The sequence below is a fragment of the Conexibacter sp. CPCC 205762 genome (genome assembly GCF_030646155.1).
Taxonomy (GTDB): domain Bacteria; phylum Actinomycetota; class Thermoleophilia; order Solirubrobacterales; family Solirubrobacteraceae; genus Conexibacter.
On sequence record NZ_JAUTDN010000033.1, the window covers coordinates 1 to 23,851 of the forward strand.

The following is a 23,851-nucleotide window of genomic DNA, read 5'->3' on the forward strand; positions in this document are numbered from 1 at the left end:
CCGGCCGCCGGAGCCGCCCGCCGCGCTCCAGCCGCTCGCCCCGGCGCGCGACGCCGCCCGCCGCTCGGCCGCGCCGGCCGCCAGCCGCGGCGCGATCGCCGGATCGCAGACGTCGCAGCAGATCACGCCCGGGTCGGTGCGCGGCGCGGCGCGGTCGCCGAAGTGGCGCAGCAGCGCCTCGCGGCGGCATCTGCGCTGCTCGACGAAGCCCCAGATCGCGCGGTACTGGCGCCAGCGCACTCTCTGCCCCTCCCCCGCCGACGCCCTGCACGCGAGCAGCGCTCTGCGGTCCCACTCGCCGGCCAGTCTGCCGACGACGCGGTCGGGCGGCGACGGCGCCGGCTGCACGATTCCCGCGCGCGCGAGATGGCCGACGATCGCGCGGGCGCCGTCGCGGTCGCTGGAGGCGACGTCGGCGAGCACGCCCAGCTCGACGTCGTAGCGGCCGTTCTCGGCCGCCTGCCGTCTCAGTCTGCGGGCGACCGCGCCGAAGGCCGCGTCCTCGACCTCCGCGCGCTGGATGAAGAAGGTGTGCAGCCCCTTGTCGCGCGCCTCGGCGAACAGCAGGCAGCGGGCCGGCGCGCCGTCGCGGCCGGCGCGGCCGGCCTCCTGGTAGTACTGCTCGACCGACTGCGGGACCGTCTCGTGCACGACGGTGCGGACGTCGGCCTTGTCGACGCCCATGCCGAAGGCGTTGGTCGCGACGACGATCGGCGTGTCGCCGTTCATGAACGCCCGCTGGACGGCGGCGCGGCGCTCGCGGTCGAGCCCGGCGTGGTAGACGGCGACGTCGAGCCCCAGCTCGCGGCCGAGCGTCTTCGCCAGCCCCTCGCAGCCGGCGCGCGTGCCGGCGTAGACGATCGCCGGGCGCGCCTCGAGGTCGTGCAGGACGGCGGCGACGCGGCGGTGCTTGTCCTGTCTGGAGGCGCAGCGGGCGACGGCGAAGGAGAGGTTGGGGCGGTCGAAGCCGGTCGTCACCCTGACCGGCTCGCCGAGCCCGAGGCGGTCGACGACGTCCTGCGCGACGCGCGGCGTGGCTGTCGCCGTCAGCGCCATGATCGCTCTCGCTCTCAGATAGCGGGCGGCGTCGGCGAGGCGGAAGTAGTCGGGCCGGAAGTCGTGGCCCCACTGCGAGACGCAATGAGCCTCGTCGACGACGAAGAGGCCGAGCTGGGTGCGCTGGACGTGATCGAGGAACCAGCGCGAGGAGAACCGCTCGGGCGCGACGTAGAGCAGCTTCAGCCGGCCGGAGACGGCCCGCCGCAGGACGTCCTGGTTGTCGGCCATCGACTGCTGCGAGTTCAGCAGCCCGACCGAGCCGGGCGCGACCCGCTGCAGCCCCTCCACCTGATCCTGCATCAGCGACACGAGCGGCGAGACGACGAGCGTCAGGTCGTCGCGCACGAGCGCCGGCAGCTGGTAGCAGAGCGACTTGCCGGCGCCGGTCGGCATCACGACGAGCGCGTCACGGCCCTCCAGCGCCGCCCGCACCGCCTCCTCCTGCCCCGGCCGGAAGTCGTCGAAGCCGAAGTGGCGGCGCAGCTCGGCGCGGGCGTCCATCCGTGGAGGCGCGCGGCCCTATGCGCGGGCGAGCGGGAGGCCGTGCTCGAAGGCGTGCTTGTCCTGCGCGCCGGGGGTGCCCTCCAGCGGGTACTCGCCGGAGAAGCAGGCGTCGCAGTGCGTCTCGCGTCTGGCGCCGACCGCCTCGTAGACGCCGTCGAGCGACAGGTAGTGGAGCGAGTCCGCCCCCAGCTCGGCGGCGATCTCCTCCTCGTTCTCCTTGCCGTGCGCGATCATCTCCTCGCGCGTCGACATGTCGATCCCGTAGTAGCAGGGGTTGCGGATCGCCGGCGCGGTGATGCGGAGGTGGACCTCCTTGGCGCCGGCCTCGCGCAGCATCTGCACGATCTGCCGGGTCGTGTTGCCGCGCACGATCGAGTCGTCGACGACGACCAGCCGCTTGCCGCTGACGATCTCCGGCATCGGGTTGAACTTCAGTCTCAGGCCGTGCTTGCGCAGCTCCTGGCCCGGCTGGATGAAGGTGCGCGCGACGTAGCGGTTCTTGACGAAGCCGTCGTCCTGCGGGATCCCGCTGGCGCGCGCGAAGCCGCGCGCGGCGGGGGTGCCCGAGTCCGGCACCGAGATCACGAGGTCGGCGTCGACCGGCGCCTCGCGGGCGAGGATCTCGCCCATCCGGCCGCGCGCGCCCTGCAGCGTCGTGCCGGCCATCTTCGAGTCCGGGCGGGCGAAGTAGATGTACTCGAAGACGCAGGAGGCGAGCCGCTCGCCGGTGACGGCCATGCGCGTCGAGATGCCGCCCGCGTCGATCGTGATGACCTCGCCGGGCTCGACGTCGCGCAGCAGTCTCGCGCCGATGATGTCGAGCGCGCACGACTCGGAGGCGACGCAGTAGCGGTCGCCGATCATGCCGAGCACGAGCGGGCGGAGCGCATGCGGGTCGCGGAAGGCGACGACCTTCTCGTTCGTCATCACGACGGTCGAGAACGCCCCTCTGAGGCGCGGCAGCACCTCGGCGACGGCGTCTTCGAGCTGCTCGGCCGGGTGGGTCGACAGCAGCGCCGCGATGATCTCCGAGTCGGAGGTCGAGCGGAAGCCGACGCCCTTCTGGCGCAGCTCGCTGTGCAGCTCGACGGCGTTGATCAGGTTGCCGTTGTGGGCGAGCGCCAGCTCACGGTGGTCGGAGCGGTAGACCGGCTGGGCGTTCTCCCAGGCGGAGGAGCCGGTCGTCGAGTAGCGCACGTGCCCGATCGCGAGGTCCCCCGGCAGCGAGCGCAGCTTCTGCTCGTCGAAGACCTGCGAGACGAGCCCGAGGTCGCGGAGGGTCATGATGTTGCCGCCCACGTCAGTGGTGGCGATGCCCGCGGACTCCTGTCCACGGTGCTGGAGGGCGTAGAGCGCGAAGTAGGAGAAGCGAGCGACGTCGTGGCCGGGAGCGTAGATCCCGAACACGCCACATTCGTCGCGCGGTCCATCGCGATCAGTGAGCAGATCAGTCATGGGGAGGGCGGGCCGTCCTCCGGCTTGGAGAGAGAAAGCGACCTGCCCGGGGCGGCAGGACCAGACGGAGGGTAGCAACGTGCACGGGCGCTCCGGCCGCTGGACGGAACCCCGTTCCCGGAATATCCGTCCAGCGAGCGGACACGCATCGCGCTCAGTCGTCCAGACGCGTGGCGTCGTCGAGCAGGTCGCCGAGACCGCGCTCGCGCGGCGTCCGCAGCTCGTCGAGCGTCCAGCTGAGCGTGCCGCCCGTGTGCGCGATCGAGAGCGTGTCGCCGCCGACCTCGCCGACGATGCTGACGGCCAGCGCGACACCCTTCGGCGCCTTCAGCGACGCCAGCAGCTCGCGCGAGCCGGAGACGATGAACGTGCCCGGCGCCTCGCCGAACAGCTGCTCGTCGAGCGGCTTCGACTGGCAGGTGGAGCCGCCGACCTGCGTCAGGTCGATGCTGGCGCCGAGCCCGCCGGCCAGCGCCGTCTCGCTGAGCGCGACCGCGAGGCCTCCCTCGGCGACGTCGTGGGCCGAGCGCACGTCGCCGCGGCGGACCGCGTCGCGCACCAGTTCGATCGCGGCGCGCAGCGCGCCGGTGTCCTGCTGCGGCAGCCCGTCGGGCAGCGCGTCGCCGCGCAGCTTCGCCAGCTCGGAGGCGGGCAGCGACGGCGAGGCGGCGCGGATCACCGCGATCGCGTCGCCGGCCTGCGCGAAGCCGAGCCGGCCGGCGCGCGCGGCCTCCGGCAGTCTGCCGACGAGGCCGACGACCGGCGTCGGGTAGATCGGGCCGCCGCCGCTCTCGTTGTAGAGCGAGACGTTGCCGCCGACGACCGGCGTGTCGAGCGCGCGGCAGGCGTCGGCCATGCCGCGGACCGACTCCGTCAGCTGCCAGGCGACGTGCGGCTTCTCCGGGTTGCCGAAGTTGAGGCAGTTGGTGAGGCCGAGCGGCTCCGCGCCGGTGCAGGCGAGGTTGGCCGCGCACTCGAAGACCGCCTCGACCGTGCCGCGGTACGGGTCGGCCGCGACACGGCGCCCGGAGCAGTCGATCGAGACCGCGATCGCGGAGCCGTCGGGCAGCGTCAGCACCGCCGCGTCGGCCTCCTCCGGCCGCCGCACCGTGCGCGACTGGACGATCCAGTCGTACTGCTCGAAGACCGGTCTGCGCGAGGCGATGTTGGCCGAGCCGAGCAGCTCCGGCAGCGTCGCCTGCAGGTCGTCGTCAGCCGCCTTCAGCGCGCGCGGCGCCGTCGGGTAGGTCGGCGTCGCGGGCTTCTCCGGCGCGAGGTCGTAGAGCGGGCAGTCGTCGACCAGCGCCGGCACCGGCATGTCGCCGACGACCTCGCCGCCCTGCAGCACGCGCAGGTGGCCGGAGTCGGTCACCTCGCCGATCGCGGTCGCGGTCGTCTCCCACTTCTCGCAGACGGCGAGCACGGCGTCGACCTTCGACGGCTCGACGACGCACAGCATCCGCTCCTGCGACTCCGAGACCATGATCTCGAACGGCTCCATGCCGGGCTCGCGCAGCGGCACGCGGTCGACGTGGATGTCGAGGCCGAGGCCGCCCTTGCTCGCCATCTCCGACGAGGACGAGGTGAGGCCGGCCGCGCCGAGGTCCTGCAGCGAGACGAGCAGGTCGCTGTCGAGCAGCTCCAGCGAGCACTCCAGCAGCTTCTTCTCCGCGAACGGGTCGCCGATCTGGACGGTCGGGCGCTTGTCGGCGTCGTCCTCGTCCAGCTCCGCGCTCGCCAGCACCGACGCGCCGCCGATGCCGTCGCGGCCGGTCAGCGCGCCGAACAGCACGAGCACGTTGCCGGGGCCGGTCGCCGCCGCGCGCGTGAGGCGGTCATGCGGGGCGATCCCGAGAGCCATCGCGTTGACGAGGCAGTTCTGCTCGTAGGCCGGCTCGAAGTAGATCTCGCCGCCGACGGTCGGGACGCCGATCGAGTTGCCGTAGTGGCCGATGCCGCCGACGGCGTGCTCCAGCAGATAGCGGGAGCGGGTGCCGGTCGGCTCACCGAAGCGGAGCGAGTCGAGCACCGCGATCGGCCGTGCGCCGACCGCGAAGATGTCGCGCAGGATGCCGCCGACTCCGGTCGCGGCGCCCTGGAACGGCTCGACCGCGCTCGGGTGGTTGTGCGACTCGACCTTGAAGGCGATCGCGAGCCCGTCGCCGACGTCGACGGCGCCGGCGTTCTCGCCCGGCCCCATCAGCAGGTACGGGCCCTCGGTCGGGAGCTGGCCGAGCAGCTTCTTCGAATGCTTGTAGGCGCAATGCTCCGACCACATCAGCGAGAACATCGACAGCTCGACGGCGTTCGGCTCGCGCCCGAGCTTGTCGAGGATCAGGTCGTACTCGGCGTCGGTGAGGCCGAGTACGCGGTGCGCGGGGACGGTCGCGTCAGACATGGGCCGCCAGGGAATCGCGGATGGAGGCGAACAGCTTGAGGCCGTCGGTCGAGCCGGTCAGCGGGTCGACCGCGTGCTCGGGGTGCGGCATCAGGCCGAAGACGTTGCCGGCCTCGTTGCAGACGCCGGCGACGTCGGCGAGCGAGCCGTTGAAGTTCTGGCCGTCGGCGTAGCGCAGCAGCACCTGGCCGTTGGCCTCGACCTGCTCGTGCAGCTGCTTCGGCGCGTACCAGCAGCCGGTCGTGTGCTTGGCCGGGATCGACAGCAGCTCGCCCTGCTCGCAGGCGTTCGTGAACGGCGTGTCGGTGCGCTCGACGCGCAGGTCGACCTGGCGGCAGACGAAGCGCAGCGTTCTGTTCGGCAGCAGCGCGCCGGGCAGCAGGCCGGCCTCGCAGAGGATCTGGAAGCCGTTGCAGATGCCGAGCACGGGTCCGCCCTCGCGCGCGAAGTCGATCACCGACTCCATCAGCGGCGAGAAGCGGGCGATCGCGCCGACGCGCAGGTAGTCGCCGTAGGAGAAGCCGCCGGGGACGACGATCGCGTCGACGCCCTTGAGGTCGCGGTCGCCGTGCCAGAGGATCTCGGCGCCAGCGACGCGCTCGCAGGCGAGCTGGGCGTCGACCTCGTCACAGGTGCCGGGGAAGCGGAGGACGCCGAACTTCACGGCGTCACCCCGCGGCGCCGGCGGCGGAAGCGGCCGGCGCGCCGTCGATCGAGACGATCTCGTAGTCCTCGATCAGCGGGTTGACGAGCAGCTTCTCGCACATCGCCGGGAGCTGCGCGGGGTCGGCGACCTCCAGCTCGACCAGCCGGCCGACGTGGACCTGCGAGACGCCCTCGAAACCGAGCGCGGGCAGCGCCCGCTCGACGGCCTGGCCCTGCGGATCGAGGATGCCGGCCTTCGGCCGCACCAGCACGCGCATCTTCACGGCTTCGTCCTCTCGATCCAGGCGTCGAACGACTCGCCGGTGATCAGCTCGTACGCCTCGAGGTATCTCGTGCGCGTCTGCTCGACGACCTCGGCGGGGATCTCCGGCGCGGGCGGCGTCTTGTCCCAGCCGCTGCCGGAGGCCCAGTCGCGCACGATCTGCTTGTCGAAGCTCGGCTGGCCCCTGCCGACGGCGTAGCCCTCGACCGGCCAGAAGCGCGACGAGTCGGGCGTCAGCACCTCGTCGCCGAGGACGAGCGTGCCATCGGCGTCCTTGCCCAGCTCGAACTTCGTGTCGGCGAGGATGATGCCGTGCTCGCGCGCGTGCTCGGCGGCGGTCGCGTACAGCTCGATCGAGGCGTCGCGGACCTGCTCGGCGAGCGCGCGGTCGCCGCCCAGCAGCTCGACCGTCTGTTCGAAGTCGATCGCCTCGTCGTGGCCGACCTCGGCCTTCGTGCTCGGCGTGTAGAGCGGCTGCGGCAGCTGCTGCGACTCCTCCAGCCCGGCCGGCAGCTCCAGCCCGGAGACCTTGCCGGTCGCCTTGTAGTCCTTCCAGCCGGAGCCGGTGATGTAGCCGCGCACGATGCACTCGATCGGCAGCATGCTGAGCTTCTTCACCACCAGCGCACGGCCGCGGACCTCGTCCGGCACACCGTCGGTGGCGGAGATGAAGTGATTGGGCAGGATCGTGCCGAGGCGCTCGAACCAGAAGACGGAGAGGGCGGTGAGAACCTTGCCCTTGTCCGGGATCGTGTTCGGATGGACGACGTCGTACGTCGAGATGCGGTCCGAGGCGACAAGCAGCAGCGTGTCGCCGAGATCGTAGATCTCACGGACCTTGCCTCTGGCGATGAGGGGCAGCTCAGAGAGGGCGGTCACGTGGCCCGATGCTAGCAGCGGCCCACGACGCACGCCCGCCCCGTTCGCGCGTTACAGGATCGTGTCCAGCCGCCCGACGATCTCGTCGGCGTGGCGGGCGTAGTGGCCGTAGTCGAAGATCGCGTCGAGGTCGAGGCCGGCGGCCTCGGGCTCCTGAGCGATCAGCTGCTTCAGCGGGGTGCGCGTGTCCCACGCCTGCTGGGCGGTGCGCTGGACGATCCGGTAGGCGTCGTCGCGGACCATCTCGACCTGCTCGATCAGCGCCAGCAGCAGCCGCTGCGAGAAGAGCGCGCCGGAGGTGATCTCGAGGTTCTCCAGCATCCGCTGCTCGTGCACGACGAGGCCGTCGATCACGGCCGTGAGGCGCGCCTGCAGGTAGTCGAGCAGGATCGTCGAGTCGGGCAGGATCACGCGCTCGGGCGCGGAGTGGGAGATGTCGCGCTCGTGCCACAGCGCGACGTTCTCGACCGCCGCCTGGGCGTTGCCGCGCAGCACGCGCGCAAGGCCCGTGATCTGCTCGGTCTTGATCGGGTTTCTCTTGTGCGGCATCGCCGAGGAGCCCTTCTGGCCTCTGCGGAACGGCTCCTCCGCCTCGCGCACCTCGGTCCGCTGCAGGTGGCGGATCTCGGTCGCGAGCCGCTCCATGCCGGCGCCCGCGAGCGCGATCGCCTGCAGCAGCTCGGCGTGGCGGTCGCGCGCGACGACCTGCGTCGAGACCGGCTCGGCGCCGAGGCCGAGCGTCGCGAGGATTCTCGCCTCGAAGCCGGGCGAGGTCGCGGCGTAGGTGCCGACCGCGCCGGAGATCGCGCCGACCGCGACCTGCTCGAAGGCGCGCTCCAGGCGCCCGGCGTTGCGGTGGGCCTCGAAGGCGAAGCCGGCCAGCTTGATGCCGAACGTCGTCGGCTCGGCGTGGACGCCGTGGGTGCGGCCGACCGTCAGCGTCTGCTTGTGCTCGCGGGCGCGGCGGGCGAGCGTCTCGGCCAGCTTGTGCGCGCCCGGGACGATGATCTCGCCGGCGCGCTTGAGCTGCAGCCCGAGCGCCGTGTCGAGCACGTCGGAGGAGGTCAGGCCGTAGTGGATCCAGCGGCCGGCCTGCCCGGCCGAGGCCGACAGCACGTCGACGAAGGCGGCGACGTCGTGGTCGGTTGTCCGCTCGCGCTCGTCGACCGCGGCGACGGTGAAGGTCGCGGCGCGGATCGCCTCCAGCTCCTGCGCCGTCGGCCCCTCCATCGCCTCGCACGCCGCCACCTCGACGTCGCGCCAGGCGGTCATGCGGGCTTCGTCGGTCCAGAGGGCGCCCAGCTCCGGGCGCGTGTAGCGAGCGATCATGCCCTCGATGATCGCAACCCTGGCCGAATGACGGATTTCTAACGCGTTCACGCCGGCAAACGGCTAGGTTCCCGCGCGGTCGCGCGACGGCATGGGGTCGTCGGGCAGCAACAAGCCACGGAGGTGCAGGGAAGCGTGAGCACGTTCACGAGGTTCGGCGCGTGCGCCGTCGCCGTCGTCGTCGCGTTTGGCGCCGCCGCGGCCGCGTCGGCGTCCGCCGCCACCAGCTGGACGCAGATCGCGTCCCCGACGAGACAGGACATCACCGCGATCGACTACCGCGGCGACACGCAGGCGTGGCTCGGCAGCAGCGGCGGCCAGATCGCCAGCGCGGACGCGACCGGCGCCTTCCAGATCCGCTCGAACACGCCCGGCGTCTCGATCACCGACATCGCCTTCAACGCCGCCGGCACGGTCGGCTACGCGACCACCTCGGGAGGCACCGCGCTGCGCTCGGTCGACGCCGGCGTGACGTGGAGAGCAGTGACGCTGCCGGCGCAGGTCAGAAGCACCTGCGGGTCGACGGCGACTCCAGTCGCGATCTCGCGCCTCAACGCGATCGCATGGGCCGGCGACGACGCCGTCTGGCTCGTCGGCGGCACCAGCACGACGGCGCCGATCGTGCTGCGCGCCGACAACGCGACGGTGACGACGCCGACCTTCACCGACCGCAACTGGATCGGCGTCGCGCCGTGGTGCCGCGTCAGCGGCAGCACGCACCCGATCAGCGACGTCGCGACGGTCACCGGCAGCAGCGACTTCGGCATCTTCGTCAACGACTACTTCGGCGAGATCTTCCGCACGATCGACGCGCTCGCGACGCCGGCGACGAAGACCGGTGAGGTGCTCGCCCACTACGAGCACATGCCGAGAATGGCGATCGACCCCGGCAACCCGGACCACATCTGGGTCGTCGACAACGGCGCCAACACGCGTCAGTTCGTCTGGTCGGACTCGGGCGGCACGAGCAGCTCGACGATGCAGATCGTCGGCAGCCCGACGGGGATCGGACTCAGCCTCTACGGCGTCAGCTACGGCGGCGGCGCGCTCGTCGCGGTCGGCGACGCGGGCGAGATCTACACCTCGATCGACGGCAAGAACGCCTACCTGCAGCGCGCGACGGGCGGGCTGGAGACCACCAACTGGCGCTCGGTCTCGGTCGCCGACGGCGGGCGCGCGCTGGTCGGCGGCGCCGGCGGCGTGCTGATCCGCACCACGACGGCGAACTCGATCCCCGACACGACCGCGCCGACCGGCACGATCAGCGGCCCGACCGCCTTGACGACCGGCCAGGCCGGCACGTACACCGCGCAGCTCGCCGACAACGCGGGCGGCTCCGGGATCGACCCGGCGAGCATCGTCTGGAGCAGCCCCGGCACGCCGGGCGCGACCGGCACCACGACCGCCTCGTTCGCCTTCACGACGACCGGCTACCACTCGATCACGGTCAGCTTCAAGGACCTCGCCGGCAACGCCGCGACGACCTCGATCGGCGTCACGGTCAGCGCCGCGACGCCGGCGCCGCCGGCCAGAAGAGGCGGCGGCAGCGGCACGCCGGCCCCGGCCAACGCCGGCGGCGCGACGAGAACGACGACCGGCGGCGCCGCGATCACGACCTACAAGAAGATCTCGATCGGCAAGGGCCGCTTCGTGCCGGTCTGGATCTCGGCGAGAACGCCACGACGGTTCGTGATCGAGATCCGCTCGACCGGCAAGAAGCCGCGCCGGATCGCGACGGCGAAGACGAGCCTGAGAGGCGGCAAGAAGCTCGTCAGAGTCGGGCTGAAGAGATCGATCAAGACCGGCAAGTACGTCGTCACGGTCCGCGTCTTCGTCGGCAAGAGAGCGATCGGCAAGCGGGTCCGCACCGTCTTCGCGATCGCGAAATGAGGATGGCGAGCCCGGGCGCCGCGCGGCGTCCGGGCTCGGCCCCGCCCGGCAGGTGAGACCGATCCGCGACCCGCGTGACACTGGATCCACCGGCTTCTGGGCGTACGCTGCTGCGGGTTCGACACGACGGTCGACGACGCGAGGAGCAACGGGATGCGCAAGACGGGAGCGCTCGCCACGATGGTCGCCTGCGCGCTGCTGAGCGGCGCCGCGCCGGCAGCGGCGGGGATCTGGACAGAGGTGCCCTCCGGCACGACGAGCGAGATCACTTCGATCGAGTACCAGAGCGCCACGCGCTTCTGGTTCACGACCGCCAGCGGCCAGATCTGGAGACGCAGAGCCGATCTGAGCGGCTTCGAGAGAGTCTACCCCGGCGGTCTGGCGCTCAGAGACATCGAGTTCCAGCCCGGCGGCGGCAACATCGGCCTCGCGGTCGGCGCCGGCGGCACCGTGCTGCGCTCCTCCGACGGCGGCGCGAACTGGTCGAGAGTGACCGGGATCCCCGTCTCCAACATCGGCGACGGCAGCGGCAACAAGTGCACGACGACCGAACCGCTCGGCGACGTCAGCTTCGTCCGCTTCGCCGGGCCCGACCGCGTCTGGATCGGCGGCCCGAGACGCCAGCTCGCGACCTCGCAGCCTCCCGGCGGCGTCAACCTCGGCCTGACGGGCACCTGGAGAGACGCCAACAGAAAGCCGGTGGCGGTCCCCAGAGACAACTGCTGGATCAACGAGTCGGAGGGCTTCGCCGACATGTTCGTGACGGCGGATCCGGACACGTTCTACCTCGCGATCCCGTTCTGGGACTCGGCGCTGCTGTCGACCGACAACCTGCAGAGCACCCCGTTCGCGACGACCGGCGGCGTCGCGAACGGCTTCACGCTCTCCGGCTCGCTCGTCGGCGACCCCGGCAGCCCGAACCGGATGTGGTCGGTCGTGCCGTCGCCGTACGGCAACTCGACGGCGGTCTACACCGAGGACAGCTTCGCCACGTCGCACTGGATGAACCTCGTCAACTACACGACGCACGACTGGCCGAACACGGGCCCCTACGACGTCGCGTTCAGCGGCGGCACGGTGCTGACGGCCGGCAACGGCGGCTTCATCGCCCACTCGACCAACGGGCGCGACTTCTTCTTCAACGGCGCCGACGGCGCCGCGGCGACGACCGACTGGCGCGCGGTCGCGCTCGCGAACGGGACCGACGGCGCGGTCGGCGGCGCCGGCGGCAGACTGCTGCTGACGAGCACCGCCAGCACGACGCCGGACCTGATCAGACCGACCGGCTACATCGCCGGCCCCGGCACCGCGACGGCCGGCCAGCCGGTCGCGTTCTCGCTCGTCGCCGCCGACGACGGCGGCTCCGGGCTGAACGCCGCGGCGACCACCTGGTCGGTGACCGGGCTGCCGGGCGGGAGCGGACCGGGAGCGACCTTCACGTTCCCGTCGGCGGGCGGCTTCACCGTCACCGCGAGCTTCGCCGACAACGCCGGCAACGTCGCGACCGCGACGAGATTCGTGCTCGTCAGCGCCGCCGCCGGCACGCCGCCGCCGAGAAGAGCGGTGACGCCCAGAGGCGGTGGCGGCAGCGGCACCCCGACGCCGCCCAACGCGGGCGGGGCGACGAGAACGACGACCGGCGGCGCCGCGATCACGACCTACAAGAAGATCTCGATCGGCAAGGGCCGCTTCGTGCCGGTCTGGATCTCGGCGAGAACGCCACGACGGTTCGTGATCGAGATCCGCTCGACCGGCAAGAAGCCGCGCCGGATCGCGACGGCGAAGACGAGCCTGAGAGGCGGCAAGAAGCTCGTCAGAGTCGGGCTGAAGAGATCGATCAAGACCGGCAAGTACGTCGTCACGGTCCGCGTCTTCGTCGGCAAGAGAGCGATCGGCAAACGCGTCCGCACCGTCTTCGCGATCGCGAAGTGAGACGGGCGGGGTGGGGCGCCGAGCGCGCCCCGCCCCGCCGCAGCGGAGTTACGCCCCGATGATGCGCGCGGCCAGCACGGCCGCGTTCTTCGGGTTGTCGACGCCGACGCAGGCGACCGGGACGCCGGGCGGCATCTGGGCGATCGCCAGCAGCGCGTCGATGCCGCCGCCGACGGAGGTCTTGCTCGTCAGCGGGACGCCGATCACCGGCAGCTCCGTGTGGGCGGCGACCGCGCCCGGCAGCGCGGCGGCGAGGCCGGCGCCGGCGATCAGCACCTTCAGGCCGCGCGCCTGCGCCGTCTTGGCGTACTCGGCGACGGTGTCCGGATTGCGGTGGGCCGACATCACCTGGATCTCGTTGGCGATGCCACGTCTGGTCAGCTCGGCGGCTGCCTTCTCCATCATCGGCATGTCGCTCTCGGAGCCCATCACGATGCCGACGAGGACGCCTTCGATCGCGAGCTCCTGCTCGAGCGCGGCGACCTGGGCGGTCTCGGTGGCGGGGACGGCGGAAAGCTCTTCGCTCATCTAGCTGCTCTTCTCAGTCGTTGTCGGTGACGGCGCGCAGGGCGATGTCCCGCCGCAGCTGACGGCCGTCGAAGTCGATCAGGTCAGCCGCAGCATAGGCGGCGGCGCGCGCGGCGGCTGCCCCGGCGCCGAGCGCGGTCACGTTGAGGACGCGCCCGCCGGCGGTCATGATCGCGCCGTCGTCGCCGCGTCTGGTGCCGGCGTGCGTCACCTCGATCCCCGCGGGAACCGCGTCCAGACCGGCGATCGCGTCGCCGCTGCGGGGGGACTCGGGGTAGCCGGCGCTCGCCAGCACGAGCGTGACGGCGGTCTCGTCGGCGAACTCCAGCTCGACGCCCGCCAGCCCACCTGGCGCACCGGCGCGCTCCGCCAGCTCCAGCAGGTCGTTGCGCAGCCGCGGCAGCACCGCCTGCGTCTCCGGGTCGCCGAAGCGGGTGTTGTACTCCAGCACTCTGACGCCGTCCGGGGTCATCATCAGGCCGGCGTAGAGGACGCCGTGGAAGGGCGTCCCGCGCCGCGCCAGCTCGTCGACGATCGGCTGGTGGACGAGCGCCGACAGCTCCGTGACGCGCGCGGCGTCGATCCCCGGCACGGGCGAGTAGGAGCCCATCCCGCCGGTGTTCGGCCCCGCGTCGCCGTCGAAGATCCGCTTGTAGTCCTGCGCCGGCGCCATCGGCACCGCGCGCTCGCCGTCGCACAGCGCCAGCAGCGACAGCTCGTCGCCGACGAGGTGCTCCTCGACGACGACCTGCTCGGTGCCGTGGCGATGCTCGACGAGGAAGGCGTGCAGCGCCTCGCGCGCCTCGCGCTCGTCCTGGGCGATGATCACGCCCTTGCCGGCGGCGAGGCCGTCGGCCTTGACGACGACGGGATAGCGCGTGACGGCCGCCATCCCCTGCTCGACGGTCGTGACGACGGCGTGGGCGGCGGTCGGCACGCCGGCCGCCTCCATCACCTCCTTCGAAAAGGCCTTCGAGCCCTCCAGCCGCGCGCCCGCGGCACGCGGCCCGAAGGCGACGATCCCGGCCGCCTCCAGCGCGTCGACGAGGCCGTCGACGAGCGGCGCCTCGGGGCCGACGACGACGAGGTCGACCTGCTCATCGCGCGCGGCGGCGACGAGCGCGTCGATCTCGCCGACGCCGATCGGCAGCAGCCGCGCGTCAGCGGCGATGCCGGCGTTGCCGGGCGCGCACAGCAGCTCGGGGGACTGCGGCGAGCGGGCGAGCGCGCGCACGATCGCGTGCTCGCGGCCGCCGCCGCCGATGACCAGGACCTTCTTCGGCACAGGACTGCTTTCGTCGATGCGGGTTGCGGGTTCTACGCGCTACAGCGCTGAGATGAAATCGTCGATCGGGATCGCGCTGAGCGTCTCGTACTGGACGGTCCCGCGCGAGCCGAGCTCGAGCGAGACGCGCGCGATCGTCTTCTCGTCAGGCGCCTCGACGACGTTGACGAAGTCGAAGCGGCCGAGCGTGGCCCACTGCGCGAGCACTCTCGCGCCGAGCTGCTCGACCTCCTTGTTGATCTCGCGGATGCGCTGCGGGTTGTTCTTGATCGTCTGCGTGCCCTCGGGCGTGAGCTTCGACAGCATGACGTACGTCGGCATGGCGGCCTCCCGTCGATTCGAATCCAGGTCGGGGTACGGCAACATCTCTGTCCTGGTTTCTATCCCACGAGCGGCCTTCGCGCCAACGCGACGACCGCAACACCTGCCTCCGCGGCGGGTTTGCGGGATCATGGTGGCCACGATGCCGTCCCGCACCGCCCGTCCCCGCCGCGCGGCCGCGCTCGCCAGCGCGGCCGCGCTGTTCGCCGCCGCCGCGCTCGCCTTCGGCGCCGCCGATGCCGCCGCCAGAGCGACGATCGCGCTCGATCCCGGCTGCTATCTCAGCAACGAGCAGGGCTCGCTGCTGGGCACCGGCTTCAAGCCGGACACGACCTGGACCGCGAAGCTGGCCGGCACGCGCCAGATCGGCTCGGGCAGAACCGACGGCAAGGGCCGGATCCGCGCGAGATTCACGGCGCCGATCTACAAGGGCACCAACGGCACGAAGGAGCTGTCGCTGTCGGTCACCGACGGCCCCAACGTCGCCTCCACGACCTTCGTGATGTCGCCGCTGACGGCCGGCTTCTCGCCCCAGTCGGGCAATCCGGCGACGCTGCGCGTGCGCTGGCGGGTGCTCGGCATGGGCGCCCACCGGGGCGTCTACGTCCACTACATCCGCCCGAACGGGAAGCTCAAGAAGACGCTGCGGATCGGCACGACCGACGACGTCTGCGGCGCGCTCAAGACGGGCGCGATCGCGCTCTTCCCGTTCAAGTACGAGTTCGGCCTGTGGACCTTCCAGGTCGACACGTCGAGCAGATACGCGGTCACGACGAAGCCGCGCGTCTCGATCGCCTTCCAGGTCAGAAGACCGGCGTCGAGAAGAAGATCGAGACGCAGAGGCTAGGCGCTACGCGGCGACCGGCCGCGCGGCGCGCGTGAAGACCAGCTCGCCGTCGACCGCGTCGACCTCGACCAGGTCGCCGGCGACGAACTCGCCCTGCAGCAGCGCCAGCGCCAGTCTGTCGACGAGCCTCTTCTGGATCACGCGCTTGAGCGGCCGCGCGCCGTAGGTCGGGTCGTAGCCGAGGTTGCCCAGCAGCGTCCGCGCCTCCGCGGTCAGCTGCACGTCGATGTCGCGCTCGCGCACCCGCTTGACCAGTCTCTCGACCTGGATGTCGACGACCGCGCCGAGCTGGTCGCGCGACAGCGGCGCGAACTCGACGATGTCGTCCAGCCGGTTGATGAACTCGGGCTTGAAGTGGCCTTCGGCGCCGCTGCGGCCGCCGGGGATGTTCGAGGTCATGATCAGCACGACGTTCTTGAAGTCGACCGTGCGGCCCTGGCCGTCGGTCAGGCGGCCGTCGTCCATCACCTGCAGCAGCGCGTTGAAGACGTCCGGGTGGGCCTTCTCGACCTCGTCCAGCAGCACGACCGCGTAGGGCCGGCGGCGGACCGCCTCGGTCAGCTGGCCGCCCTCCTCGTAGCCGACGTAGCCGGGAGGCGCGCCGATCAGCCGCGAGACGGCGTGTCTCTCCATGTACTCGGACATGTCGAGCCGGATCATCGCCTCCTGCGAGTCGAACATGAACTCGGCGAGCGCGCGCGCCAGCTCGGTCTTGCCGACGCCGGTCGGGCCGAGGAAGAGGAAGGTGCCGATCGGCCGGTCCGGGTCCTGCAGGCCGGCGCGCGAGCGCCGCAGCGCGTTGGCGACCGCCTCGACCGCCTCCTCCTGGCCGATCACGCGCTGGTGGAGGCGCTCCTCCATCTGCACGAGCTTCTCGACCTCGCCCTCCAGCAGGCGCGCGACGGGGATCCCGGTCCACGCGCCGACGACCTCGGCGACGTCCTCGGCGTCGACCTTCTCCTTCAGGAACTGGGCAGCGGGCTCGTCGGCGTGGTCGCTGCGCTCGCGCTCCTCGGCCTCGGCGAGCTGTCTCTCCAGCGCGGGGATCTCGCCGTAGCGCAGCTCGGCGGCGCGCTGCAGGTCGGAGGCGCGGGTCGCCTTGTCGAGCTCCAGCTTCGCCTGCTCGATCCGCTCGCGCACGACCGTGACGGCGCCGATCGCGTCCTTCTCGCGCTGCCACTGGGCGGTCATGCCGGCCGAGCGCTCCTGCAGCTCGGCGATCTCGCGCTCGATCGCCTGACGGCGCGTGACGGAGGCGTCGTCGGTCTCCTTCTCCAGCGCGCGCAGCTCGATCTGCAGCTGCAGGATGCGGCGGTCGATCTCGTCGATCTCGGTCGGCTTGGAGTCGATCTCGATCCGCAGCCGCGAGGCCGCCTCGTCGATCAGGTCGATCGCCTTGTCGGGCAGGAAGCGGTCGGCGATGTAGCGGTGCGAGAGCGTCGCCGCCGCGATGATCGCCGAGTCCTGGATGTCGACGCCGTGATGGACCTCGTAGCGCTCCTTCAGGCCGCGCAGGATCGCGATCGTGTCCTGCACCGACGGCTCGCCGACGAAGACCGGCTGGAAGCGGCGCTCCAGCGCCGGGTCCTTCTCGATGTGCTTGCGGTACTCGTCGAGCGTCGTCGCGCCGACGGCGCGCAGCTCGCCGCGCGCGAGCATCGGCTTCAGCAGGTTGGCGGCGTCGACCGCGCCCTCGCCGGCGCCCGCGCCGACGATCGTGTGCAGCTCGTCGATGAAGAGGATGATCTGGCCGTTGGCCTCCTGGACCTCCTTCAGGACGGCCTTCAGCCGGTCCTCGAACTCGCCGCGGTACTTCGCGCCGGCGATCAGCGCGCCGATGTCGAGCGAGACGACTCTGCGGTCGCGCAGCGACTCGGGCACGTCGCCGGAGAGGATCCGCTGGGCGAGGCCCTCGGCGATCGCGGTCTTGCCGACGCCCGGCTCGCCGATCAGCACCGGGTTGTTCTTGGTGCGGCGCGAGAGCACCTGTATGACGCGGCGGATCTCGGTGTCGCGCCCGATCACGGGGTCGAGCTGGCCGAGCGAGGCGGCCTCGGTCAGGTCGCGGCCGTACTTCTCCAGCGCCTGGTACTTGTCCTCGGGCGCGGCGTCGGTGACGCGGTGCGGGCCGCGCACCTCTCTGATCGCTCTGTCGAGGTTGTCGTGCGTGGCGCCGGCGGCGCGCAGGATCTCGCCGGCCTTCGAGTTGTGGCCCGAGAGCGACAGCAGCAGGTGCTCGGTCGAGACGTACTCGTCGTCGAGCTGGCGCATCTCGTGCTCGGAGGCGCGCAGCACCTGGCCCAGCTCGGTCGAGGGGCCGGAGCCGCCGCTGGGACCGGTCATTCTCGGCAGGCCGTCGAGCGCGGCGTTCAGCTCGTTGCGGACGGCGGCCGGATCGGCGCCGACCTTGCGCAGGACGGCCGGCACGATCGACTCGGGCTGCGTCAGCAGCACCGACAGCAGGTGCTCGGGCGTCGCCTGCGGGTTGCGCCGCTCCTCGGCCAGCCGCAGCGCGGCCTGGATCGCCTCCTGGGACTTGATCGTGAAGCGGTCGAGCTGCATGCGGCGGTTCCTCCAGGGAAATTGAGATCTAAGTCGAAGTGACTTAGATCATACCGCGTCGTCGTCGCGCGGCAAAGGCTTTCTGACCGGCACCAGCGCGCCGCCGCGGACGTAGGGCACGATCTCGGCGCGCAGCTCCCGCCGCAGCTCCTCGAGCCGCTCGACCTCGGTCTGCAGCTCGCGCGCGCGGCGCTCCAGCCGGCGCACCTTCGTGCTCGCCGCCTCCAGCTGCTCCTCCAGCTCGAAGACGCGCTCGACGCCGGCCAGGTTCATCCCCAGCTCGGCCGTCATCTCCTGGATCCTGCGCAGCCGCTCGACGTCCTTGTGCGAGTAGAGGCGGGTGCCCTTCGGCGAGCGCTTCGGCTGGATCAGCCCGCGCTGCTCGTACATCCGCAGCGTCTGCGGGTGCATCTCGGCCAGCTCGGCGGCGACCGAGATCATGAAGACGCCGCGGTCGTCGCTGACCTCGATCCGCGTCGTCGTGCGTATCCGCCGGCCGCCGCCGCCCATCAGGCTCGCGCCTCCGTGCGGCCGCGGAAGAGGCGGGCGCGCGGGTTGCCGTCGAACACCTTCGCCAGCTCGTCGACGGCCTTCTGCTGCTCGCGCGTCAGCTCTCTCGGCAGCTCGATCACGAAGCGGTAGTGGATGTCGCCTCTCTCGCCTCTCCTGCCGCCGAGCTTCGGCGCGCCCTCGCCTCTGAGCCGCTGCAGCGTGCCGTGTCTGGTGCCCGGCGCGACGCGCAGCTTCTTCGAGCCGTTCAGCGTCGGCACCTCGACGGTCGCGCCGCGCAGCGCCTCCGCGACCGTCAGCGGCACCTCGACCTCGACGCGGTCGCCGAGGTGTCTGAATATCGGCGAGTCGGAGACGCGCGTGACGACGAACAGATCGCCCGGCTCGCCGCCGTTCATGCCGACCTCGCCCTTGCCGGCGATGCGGACCCTGCTGCCGTCGCGGACGCCGGCCGGGATGTTGACCTTCAGGCGCTTGATCGTCCGCCGCGCGCCGGAGCCGCCGCAGGTCGCGCAGGGGTCCTCGATGATCGAGCCGGAGCCGCCGCAGCGGTGGCACGGCTTCGAGATCGAGAAGACGCCCTGCCCCTGCTGCTCGACCCCGCGGCCGTGGCAGACGGGGCAGATCGTCGGCGAGGTGCCGGGTCTGGCGCCGGAGCCGTGGCAGGTCTCGCAGGTCGTCGCGGTCGGCACCGCGAGCGACGTCTGCGTCCCCTCGACCGCCTCCTCGAAGCTCAGCGACACCTCCGTCTCGAGGTCCCGCCCGCGCTGGGCGCGCGGGCGGGCGGTGCGCTGCCCGGCGCCGCCGGAGGCCCGGCCGGCGCCGGCGCCGCCGCCGAACAGGTTCGAGAGGATGTCGCTGAAGCTGCCGCCGAAGGCGCTCGGGTCGAAGTTCCCGCCGGCCGGGCCGCCGGGCGCGAACGGCCCGGTGCCGCGGTCGTACGCTCTGCGCTTCTCCGGGTCCGAGAGCACGTCGTAGGCGGCCGAGACCTCCTTGAAGCGCTCCTCGGCCTGCGCGTCCCCCTGGTTGGTGTCGGGGTGGAATCTGCGCGCAAGTCTGCGGTACGCCTTCTTGATCTCCTCGTCGGTGGCGTTTCTGCCGACGCCGAGGATCTTGTAGAGGTCGGGCTTCGTGGCGGCCATCGCGGGTGGTTCCTAGGCCGCCACGACGACGCGCGCCGGGCGCAGGACGGTCCCGCCGAGCTTGTAGCCCGACTGGTAGACCTCGACGACGGTGCCGGACTCGGCGCCCTCGACCGGCTGCTGCACCATCGCCTCGTGCTCCATCGGGTCGAACTTCTCGCCGGCCGGCGAGAAGCGCTCGATGCCCGCGCGCGAGAGCGCGGCCAGCAGCTCGTCGTGGACGAGCTTGATGCCGGAGGTGAGGTGGTGCTCGGGCTGCGGCGCGCCGCCCTCGGCGCCGGGGGCCTCGGCCGCGGCGAGCGCGCGGTCGAGGTTGTCGAGCGCCGGCAGCAGCTCCTTCGCGAGCTTGCCGATGCCGCGCTCCTGCGCGACCGCGACGTCGCGCCCCATCCGCTTGCGGAAGTTCTCGAAGTCCGCCTGCGTGCGCTGCGCCAGCGCCAGGTACTCGTCGGCCTTCGCCGCCTTCGCGACCAGCTCGTCGAGGTCCTGCTGGACTTCGCTGCCGGCCGCGTGCGCCTCGTCCTCGGCGGACGTGCCGTGGACGCCGTCGTTGTACTCGTGCGCGTCGGTGACCGCCTCCTCGGCGGTCACCTCCTCACGCGGCTGCTCGTGCTCGGAGCCCATCGTCATCTGCCCTCGTCCACGACCTCGGCGTCGACGACGTCCTCGTCGTCGGAGCTGTTGTCCTGGCCGACCGGGCCGTTGTCCTCCGGCGCCGCGCCGTCGGCGCCGCCGGCCGCCTGCTGCTCCTGCGCTCTCTGGTACATCGCCTCGGAGACCTTGTGGAAGGCCGACTGGAGCGCCTCGGTCTTGGCGTTGATCTCGGCCGGGTCCTCGGACGCGAGCGCCTCGCGCACGGCTCTGATCGCCGCCTCGATCTCCTCTCTGGAGGAGGCGTCGACGCCGTCGCCGAGGTCTCTCAGCTGGCGCTCGGCCTGGTAGGCCGCGTTCTCGCCGTTGTTGCGCGCCTCGGCCAGCTCGCGCTGCTTCTTGTCCTCGTCCGCGTGCGCCTCGGCGTCGCCGACCATCTGCTTGATCTCGTCGTCGGACAGGCCCGAGCCCGCCTTGATCTCGATCTTCTGCTCCTTGCCGGTGCCGAGGTCCTTCGCCGACACCGACAGGATGCCGTTGGCGTCGATGTCGAAGGCGACCTCGACCTGCGGCACGCCGCGCGGCGCCGGCGGGATGCCGGTCAGCTGGAACTTGCCGAGCGACTTGTTGTACTGCGCCATCTCGCGCTCGCCCTGGAGCACGTGGATCTCGACGGAGGGCTGGTTGTCCTCGGCGGTCGAGAAGACCTCCGACTTGCGCGTCGGGATCGTCGTGTTGCGCTCGATCAGCTTCGTCATCACGCCGCCCTTGGTCTCGATGCCGAGCGTGAGCGGGGTGACGTCGAGCAGCAGGACGTCCTTGACGTCGCCGGCCAGCACGCCGGCCTGGATCGCGGCGCCGAGCGCGACGACCTCGTCCGGGTTGACGCCGCGGTGCGGGTCCTTGCCGGTCAGCTCCTTGACCTTCTCCTGGACGGCCGGCATGCGCGTCATGCCGCCGACCATCACGACGTGGTCGATCGTCTTGGCGCCCTTGTCCTTGGCGTCGTCGAGCGCCTGGCGGACCGGCACGACGGTGCGGTCGAGCAGGTCGGCCGTCAGCTCGCCGAGCTTGGCGCGCGAGAGGCGCGTGTCGAGGTGCTTGGGGCCCGAGGCGTCGGCCGTGATGAACGGCAGGTTGATCTGCGACTCCTGCGTGGTGGAGAGCTCGATCTTCGCCTTCTCGGCGGCCTCGTAGAGCCGCTGCAGCGCCATCGGGTCGGCGGCCAGGTCGATCGCCTGGTCCTTCTTGAACTCGGCGACGAGCCAGTCGACGATCGCCTTGTCGAAGTTGTCGCCGCCGAGGTGGTTGTCGCCCGCGGTCGACTTGACCTCGAAGACGCCGTCGCCGATCTCCAGCACGGACACGTCGAAGGTGCCGCCGCCGAGGTCGAAGACGAGGATCGTCTGGTCGGTCTCCTTGTCGAGGCCGTAGGCGAGCGACGCGGCGGTCGGCTCGTTGATGATGCGCTTGACCTCGAGGCCGGCGATCTTGCCGGCGTCCTGCGTCGCCTGACGCTGGTCGTCGTTGAAGTAGGCCGGGACGGTGATGACCGCGCCGTCGACCGTCTCGCCGAGGTAGGCCTCGGCGTCCGCCTTCAGCTTCTGGAGGATCATCGCGGAGACCTCCGGCGGCGAGTACTGCTTGCCGTCGGCCTCGACGCGGGCGTCGCCACCGGGACCGGCGACGACCTTGTACGGGACGATCGCCTCCTCCTCGCGCACCTCGGCCTCCTTGCGGCCCATGAAGCGCTTGATCGAGAAGACGGTGTTCGTCGGGTTGGTGACTGCCTGGCGCTTCGCGACCGTGCCGACGAGCCGCTCGCCGCCCTGCGTGAAGGCGACGACGGACGGCGTGGTGCGGCCGCCCTCGGCGTTCTCGATCACGGTCGGCTCGCCACCCTCGAGGACGGCCATACAGGAATTGGTCGTGCCGAGGTCGATGCCGATCGTCTTGCCCATGAATGGAGCTCCTTCGTGGTGCTGCGGGATACGAGAGGAAAAAATCTAAGCGCGAGTATAGAAGATCTCAGCCGCGGCGACTGGGACAGATCCGTCTCAGCACGCAGATGGCGCAGTCAGGTCTGCGCGCATGACAGGTGCGGCGGCCATGACGCAGCAGATTGACGTGGAACTCCAGCTCCTGGCCTCTCGGCGAGAGGTCGAGCATCTCGTCGTGCAGCTCCTCGAACGGCGCGCCCGGCCGCAGCAGCCGCAGCCGCATCCCGACGCGCGAGACGTGCGTGTCGACCGGCACGTCGCGCAGGCCGTAGGCGAACAGCAGCACGCACGCCGCCGTCTTGCGCCCGACGCCCGGCAGCGCGCACAGGTAGCGCTGCCCCTCCGGCACGCTCGCGTCGCGCAGGAACGAGAGGTCGAGCCCGCTCCCCTCCGGCGTCGCGTCGATCGCGCGCAGGATCTCCTGGATCCGCTTCGACTTGACCTTCGAGATGCCGCCGGGGCGGATCGCCTCCTCGACGGCGGCGTTGGGCGCCTCCATCACCGCCTGCCAGCCGTCGAAGCGCTCGCGCAGCCGCTCGTAGGCGATGTCGCGGTTGCGATCGTTGGTCGACTGCGACAGGACCGTCAGCACCAGCTCGTCGAGCGGCTGCTCGTGCGGCGGCATGATCGGGATCCCATAGACGGTCCGCAGCTTGTCGCGGATCGCGGCGACCCTGCGGCGCGCCGGCGATCTCCATTCGCCCTTCGGGATCGTGACGAGCGCCTCGCCCTCGGCGTCGGTCTTGCGCGCCATCTCAGTCGAGCGCGCTCCAGCGCTCGGTCGCGCGCGCGGAGGCCTCGACGGCGTCGCGCAGCGCGGCCGCGGCGGCGGCCGGGTACCAGCCGCTCAGCGCCAGCCGCGCCAGCAGCACGCCGGTCAGCGTGTCGCCCGCGCCGATCGTCGAGCGCACCTGCGCCGGCACGCCCGGGACGTCCGCTCTCAGCTCGCCGCGCAGGATCGCGCCGCCCGGCCCGAGCGTCAGCACGACCATCCGCGCGCCGCCCTTCAGCAGCGCCCGCGCCGCCTGCTCGGGGTCGCTCTCGCCGGTCATCAGCTCGGCCTCGGCGGCGGTCGCGCGCACCAGCAGCGCGTCGCGCACGCAGGCGTTCGCGAACGACTGCGCCTGCGAGCGCAGTCTCCAGCGGTTGAGCCGCAGGTTCGGGTCCAGCACGATCGGCAGCCCCTGCGCGAGCGCCTGCTCGCGCAGCGACAGCACCAGCTCGCGCTCGTCCGGGTCGACCAGCACGTTCGTGCTCAGCAGCAGGCCGCTGGCGGCTCTGAGGGCCTCCTCGACGCGCCCGGAGAGGGCCTTCAGCACGGCGCGCTGATCGGCGCCGTACAGCTCGTAGCGCGGCTCGCCGGCGCCGTCGACGAGCGCGAAGGCGAGCCGCGTCTGCGTCTCCGGCGCGAGCGCGAAGAAGCGCAGGTCGACCCCCTCCCGCTCCAGCCGCTCGCGCAGCCAGCGGCCCCAGCTGTCGTCGCCGGCGCCGCCGCCGAGCATCACCCTGGCGCCGTGACGGGCCGCGACGACGGCGACGTTGGCGGTCGCGCCGCCGGGCGCGGGGACGAACGCGTCGGCCGCGGCGAGGTCGGCGAGCGGCCGTTCGCAGATCAGGTCGACGAGGGCTTCACCGAGGGCCAGAACGCTCACGCACGGGAAGGTAGCCCCTGGCACCCCCGCGTGGCTATA

General features: G+C 71.7%; 20 protein-coding genes. 3 read left to right on the forward strand and 17 right to left on the reverse strand.

Features of this window, described 5'->3' with window-relative positions:
- From Q7L73_RS20900 to purB, 7 genes are all read right to left on the reverse strand, one after another.
- Window positions 1-1,560: ATP-dependent DNA helicase RecQ (locus Q7L73_RS20900; RefSeq protein WP_304715633.1), on the reverse strand; the 1,560-nt coding region annotated here is incomplete at its 3' end.
- A gap of 18 nt (window positions 1,561-1,578) precedes the next feature.
- On the reverse strand, window positions 1,579-2,970 hold the full coding sequence (gene purF, locus Q7L73_RS20905; protein ID WP_304691728.1) for an amidophosphoribosyltransferase: 1,392 nt from the start codon (window positions 2,968-2,970) through the stop codon (window positions 1,579-1,581).
- Window positions 2,971-3,172: 202 nt separating this feature from the next.
- Window positions 3,173-5,416, reverse strand: coding sequence for a phosphoribosylformylglycinamidine synthase subunit PurL (gene purL, locus Q7L73_RS20910; protein WP_304691727.1), 2,244 nt, complete (start codon window positions 5,414-5,416; stop codon window positions 3,173-3,175).
- The gene (purQ, locus tag Q7L73_RS20915; protein ID WP_304691726.1) at window positions 5,409-6,080 is read right to left on the reverse strand and encodes a phosphoribosylformylglycinamidine synthase subunit PurQ; all 672 of its coding nucleotides are present in this window, start codon (window positions 6,078-6,080) and stop codon (window positions 5,409-5,411) included. Before purQ ends, purL begins: the two co-directional genes overlap by 8 nt.
- 4 nt (window positions 6,081-6,084) lie before the next feature.
- Complete coding sequence (gene purS, locus Q7L73_RS20920; RefSeq protein ID WP_304691730.1) at window positions 6,085-6,339, reverse strand: phosphoribosylformylglycinamidine synthase subunit PurS; 255 nt, start codon at window positions 6,337-6,339, stop codon at window positions 6,085-6,087.
- 2 nt (window positions 6,340-6,341) lie between these two features.
- Window positions 6,342-7,223: a phosphoribosylaminoimidazolesuccinocarboxamide synthase gene (locus Q7L73_RS20925; RefSeq protein ID WP_304691725.1), complete on the reverse strand. Its 882-nt coding sequence runs from the start codon at window positions 7,221-7,223 to the stop codon at window positions 6,342-6,344.
- A 51-nt stretch (window positions 7,224-7,274) separates the two neighbouring features.
- The gene (gene purB, locus Q7L73_RS20930) at window positions 7,275-8,552 is read right to left on the reverse strand and encodes an adenylosuccinate lyase (RefSeq protein ID WP_304691724.1); all 1,278 of its coding nucleotides are present in this window, start codon (window positions 8,550-8,552) and stop codon (window positions 7,275-7,277) included.
- A gap of 135 nt (window positions 8,553-8,687) precedes the next feature.
- Here purB and Q7L73_RS20935 point away from each other — a divergent pair, with 135 nt between their 5' ends.
- Both Q7L73_RS20935 and Q7L73_RS20940 read left to right on the forward strand, forming a co-directional pair.
- Window positions 8,688-10,442 carry a hypothetical protein gene (locus Q7L73_RS20935; protein WP_304691723.1) on the forward strand — a complete coding sequence of 585 codons (1,755 nt, stop codon included), beginning with the start codon at window positions 8,688-8,690 and terminating at the stop codon, window positions 10,440-10,442.
- Window positions 10,443-10,595: 153 nt separating this feature from the next.
- Window positions 10,596-12,374: a PKD domain-containing protein gene (locus Q7L73_RS20940; protein WP_304691722.1), complete on the forward strand. Its 1,779-nt coding sequence runs from the start codon at window positions 10,596-10,598 to the stop codon at window positions 12,372-12,374.
- 48 nt (window positions 12,375-12,422) lie between these two features.
- On the opposite strand, the gene purE is transcribed toward Q7L73_RS20940, so the two are convergent.
- Genes purE through Q7L73_RS20955 form a run of 3 tightly spaced genes read right to left on the reverse strand, consistent with a single transcriptional unit; the run spans window position 12,423 to window position 14,508 of the window.
- Complete coding sequence (gene purE / locus Q7L73_RS20945) at window positions 12,423-12,902, reverse strand: 5-(carboxyamino)imidazole ribonucleotide mutase (protein WP_304691721.1); 480 nt, start codon at window positions 12,900-12,902, stop codon at window positions 12,423-12,425.
- 13 nt (window positions 12,903-12,915) lie between these two features.
- Entirely contained in the window at window positions 12,916-14,187 is a 1,272-nt protein-coding gene (gene purD / locus Q7L73_RS20950) for a phosphoribosylamine--glycine ligase (protein ID WP_304691720.1), read from the reverse strand.
- Window positions 14,188-14,226: 39 nt separating this feature from the next.
- Window positions 14,227-14,508 carry a GYD domain-containing protein gene (locus Q7L73_RS20955; protein WP_304691719.1) on the reverse strand — a complete coding sequence of 94 codons (282 nt, stop codon included), beginning with the start codon at window positions 14,506-14,508 and terminating at the stop codon, window positions 14,227-14,229.
- A 142-nt stretch (window positions 14,509-14,650) separates the two neighbouring features.
- On the opposite strand from Q7L73_RS20955, the gene Q7L73_RS20960 reads away from it, so the two are divergent.
- Complete coding sequence (locus tag Q7L73_RS20960; RefSeq protein ID WP_304691718.1) at window positions 14,651-15,355, forward strand: hypothetical protein; 705 nt, start codon at window positions 14,651-14,653, stop codon at window positions 15,353-15,355.
- A 3-nt stretch (window positions 15,356-15,358) separates the two neighbouring features.
- Here the strand turns inward: Q7L73_RS20960 and clpB are convergent, their stop codons facing one another.
- The 7 genes from clpB to Q7L73_RS20995 form a co-directional block, all read right to left on the reverse strand.
- Complete coding sequence (gene clpB, locus Q7L73_RS20965) at window positions 15,359-17,917, reverse strand: ATP-dependent chaperone ClpB (protein WP_304691717.1); 2,559 nt, start codon at window positions 17,915-17,917, stop codon at window positions 15,359-15,361.
- Between the two features lie 48 nt (window positions 17,918-17,965).
- Window positions 17,966-18,427, reverse strand: coding sequence for a heat shock protein transcriptional repressor HspR (locus tag Q7L73_RS20970; RefSeq protein WP_304691716.1), 462 nt, complete (start codon window positions 18,425-18,427; stop codon window positions 17,966-17,968).
- The gene (gene dnaJ / locus Q7L73_RS20975; RefSeq protein ID WP_304691715.1) at window positions 18,427-19,569 is read right to left on the reverse strand and encodes a molecular chaperone DnaJ; all 1,143 of its coding nucleotides are present in this window, start codon (window positions 19,567-19,569) and stop codon (window positions 18,427-18,429) included. The genes Q7L73_RS20970 and dnaJ overlap by 1 nt, the downstream gene beginning before the upstream one ends.
- Window positions 19,570-19,581: 12 nt before the next feature.
- Window positions 19,582-20,199 (reverse strand): nucleotide exchange factor GrpE, encoded by a 618-nt coding sequence (locus Q7L73_RS20980; protein ID WP_304691714.1) that lies wholly within the window; start codon window positions 20,197-20,199, stop codon window positions 19,582-19,584.
- Complete coding sequence (gene dnaK / locus Q7L73_RS20985) at window positions 20,196-22,121, reverse strand: molecular chaperone DnaK (protein ID WP_304691713.1); 1,926 nt, start codon at window positions 22,119-22,121, stop codon at window positions 20,196-20,198. The genes Q7L73_RS20980 and dnaK overlap by 4 nt, the downstream gene beginning before the upstream one ends.
- A 67-nt stretch (window positions 22,122-22,188) precedes the next feature.
- The gene (gene nth, locus Q7L73_RS20990) at window positions 22,189-22,914 is read right to left on the reverse strand and encodes an endonuclease III (RefSeq protein WP_304691712.1); all 726 of its coding nucleotides are present in this window, start codon (window positions 22,912-22,914) and stop codon (window positions 22,189-22,191) included.
- A gap of 1 nt (window position 22,915) precedes the next feature.
- Window positions 22,916-23,812, reverse strand: a complete 897-nt coding sequence (locus tag Q7L73_RS20995) for a PfkB family carbohydrate kinase (RefSeq protein WP_304691711.1) — start codon at window positions 23,810-23,812, stop codon at window positions 22,916-22,918.
- Window positions 23,813-23,851: the final 39 nt, after the last annotated feature.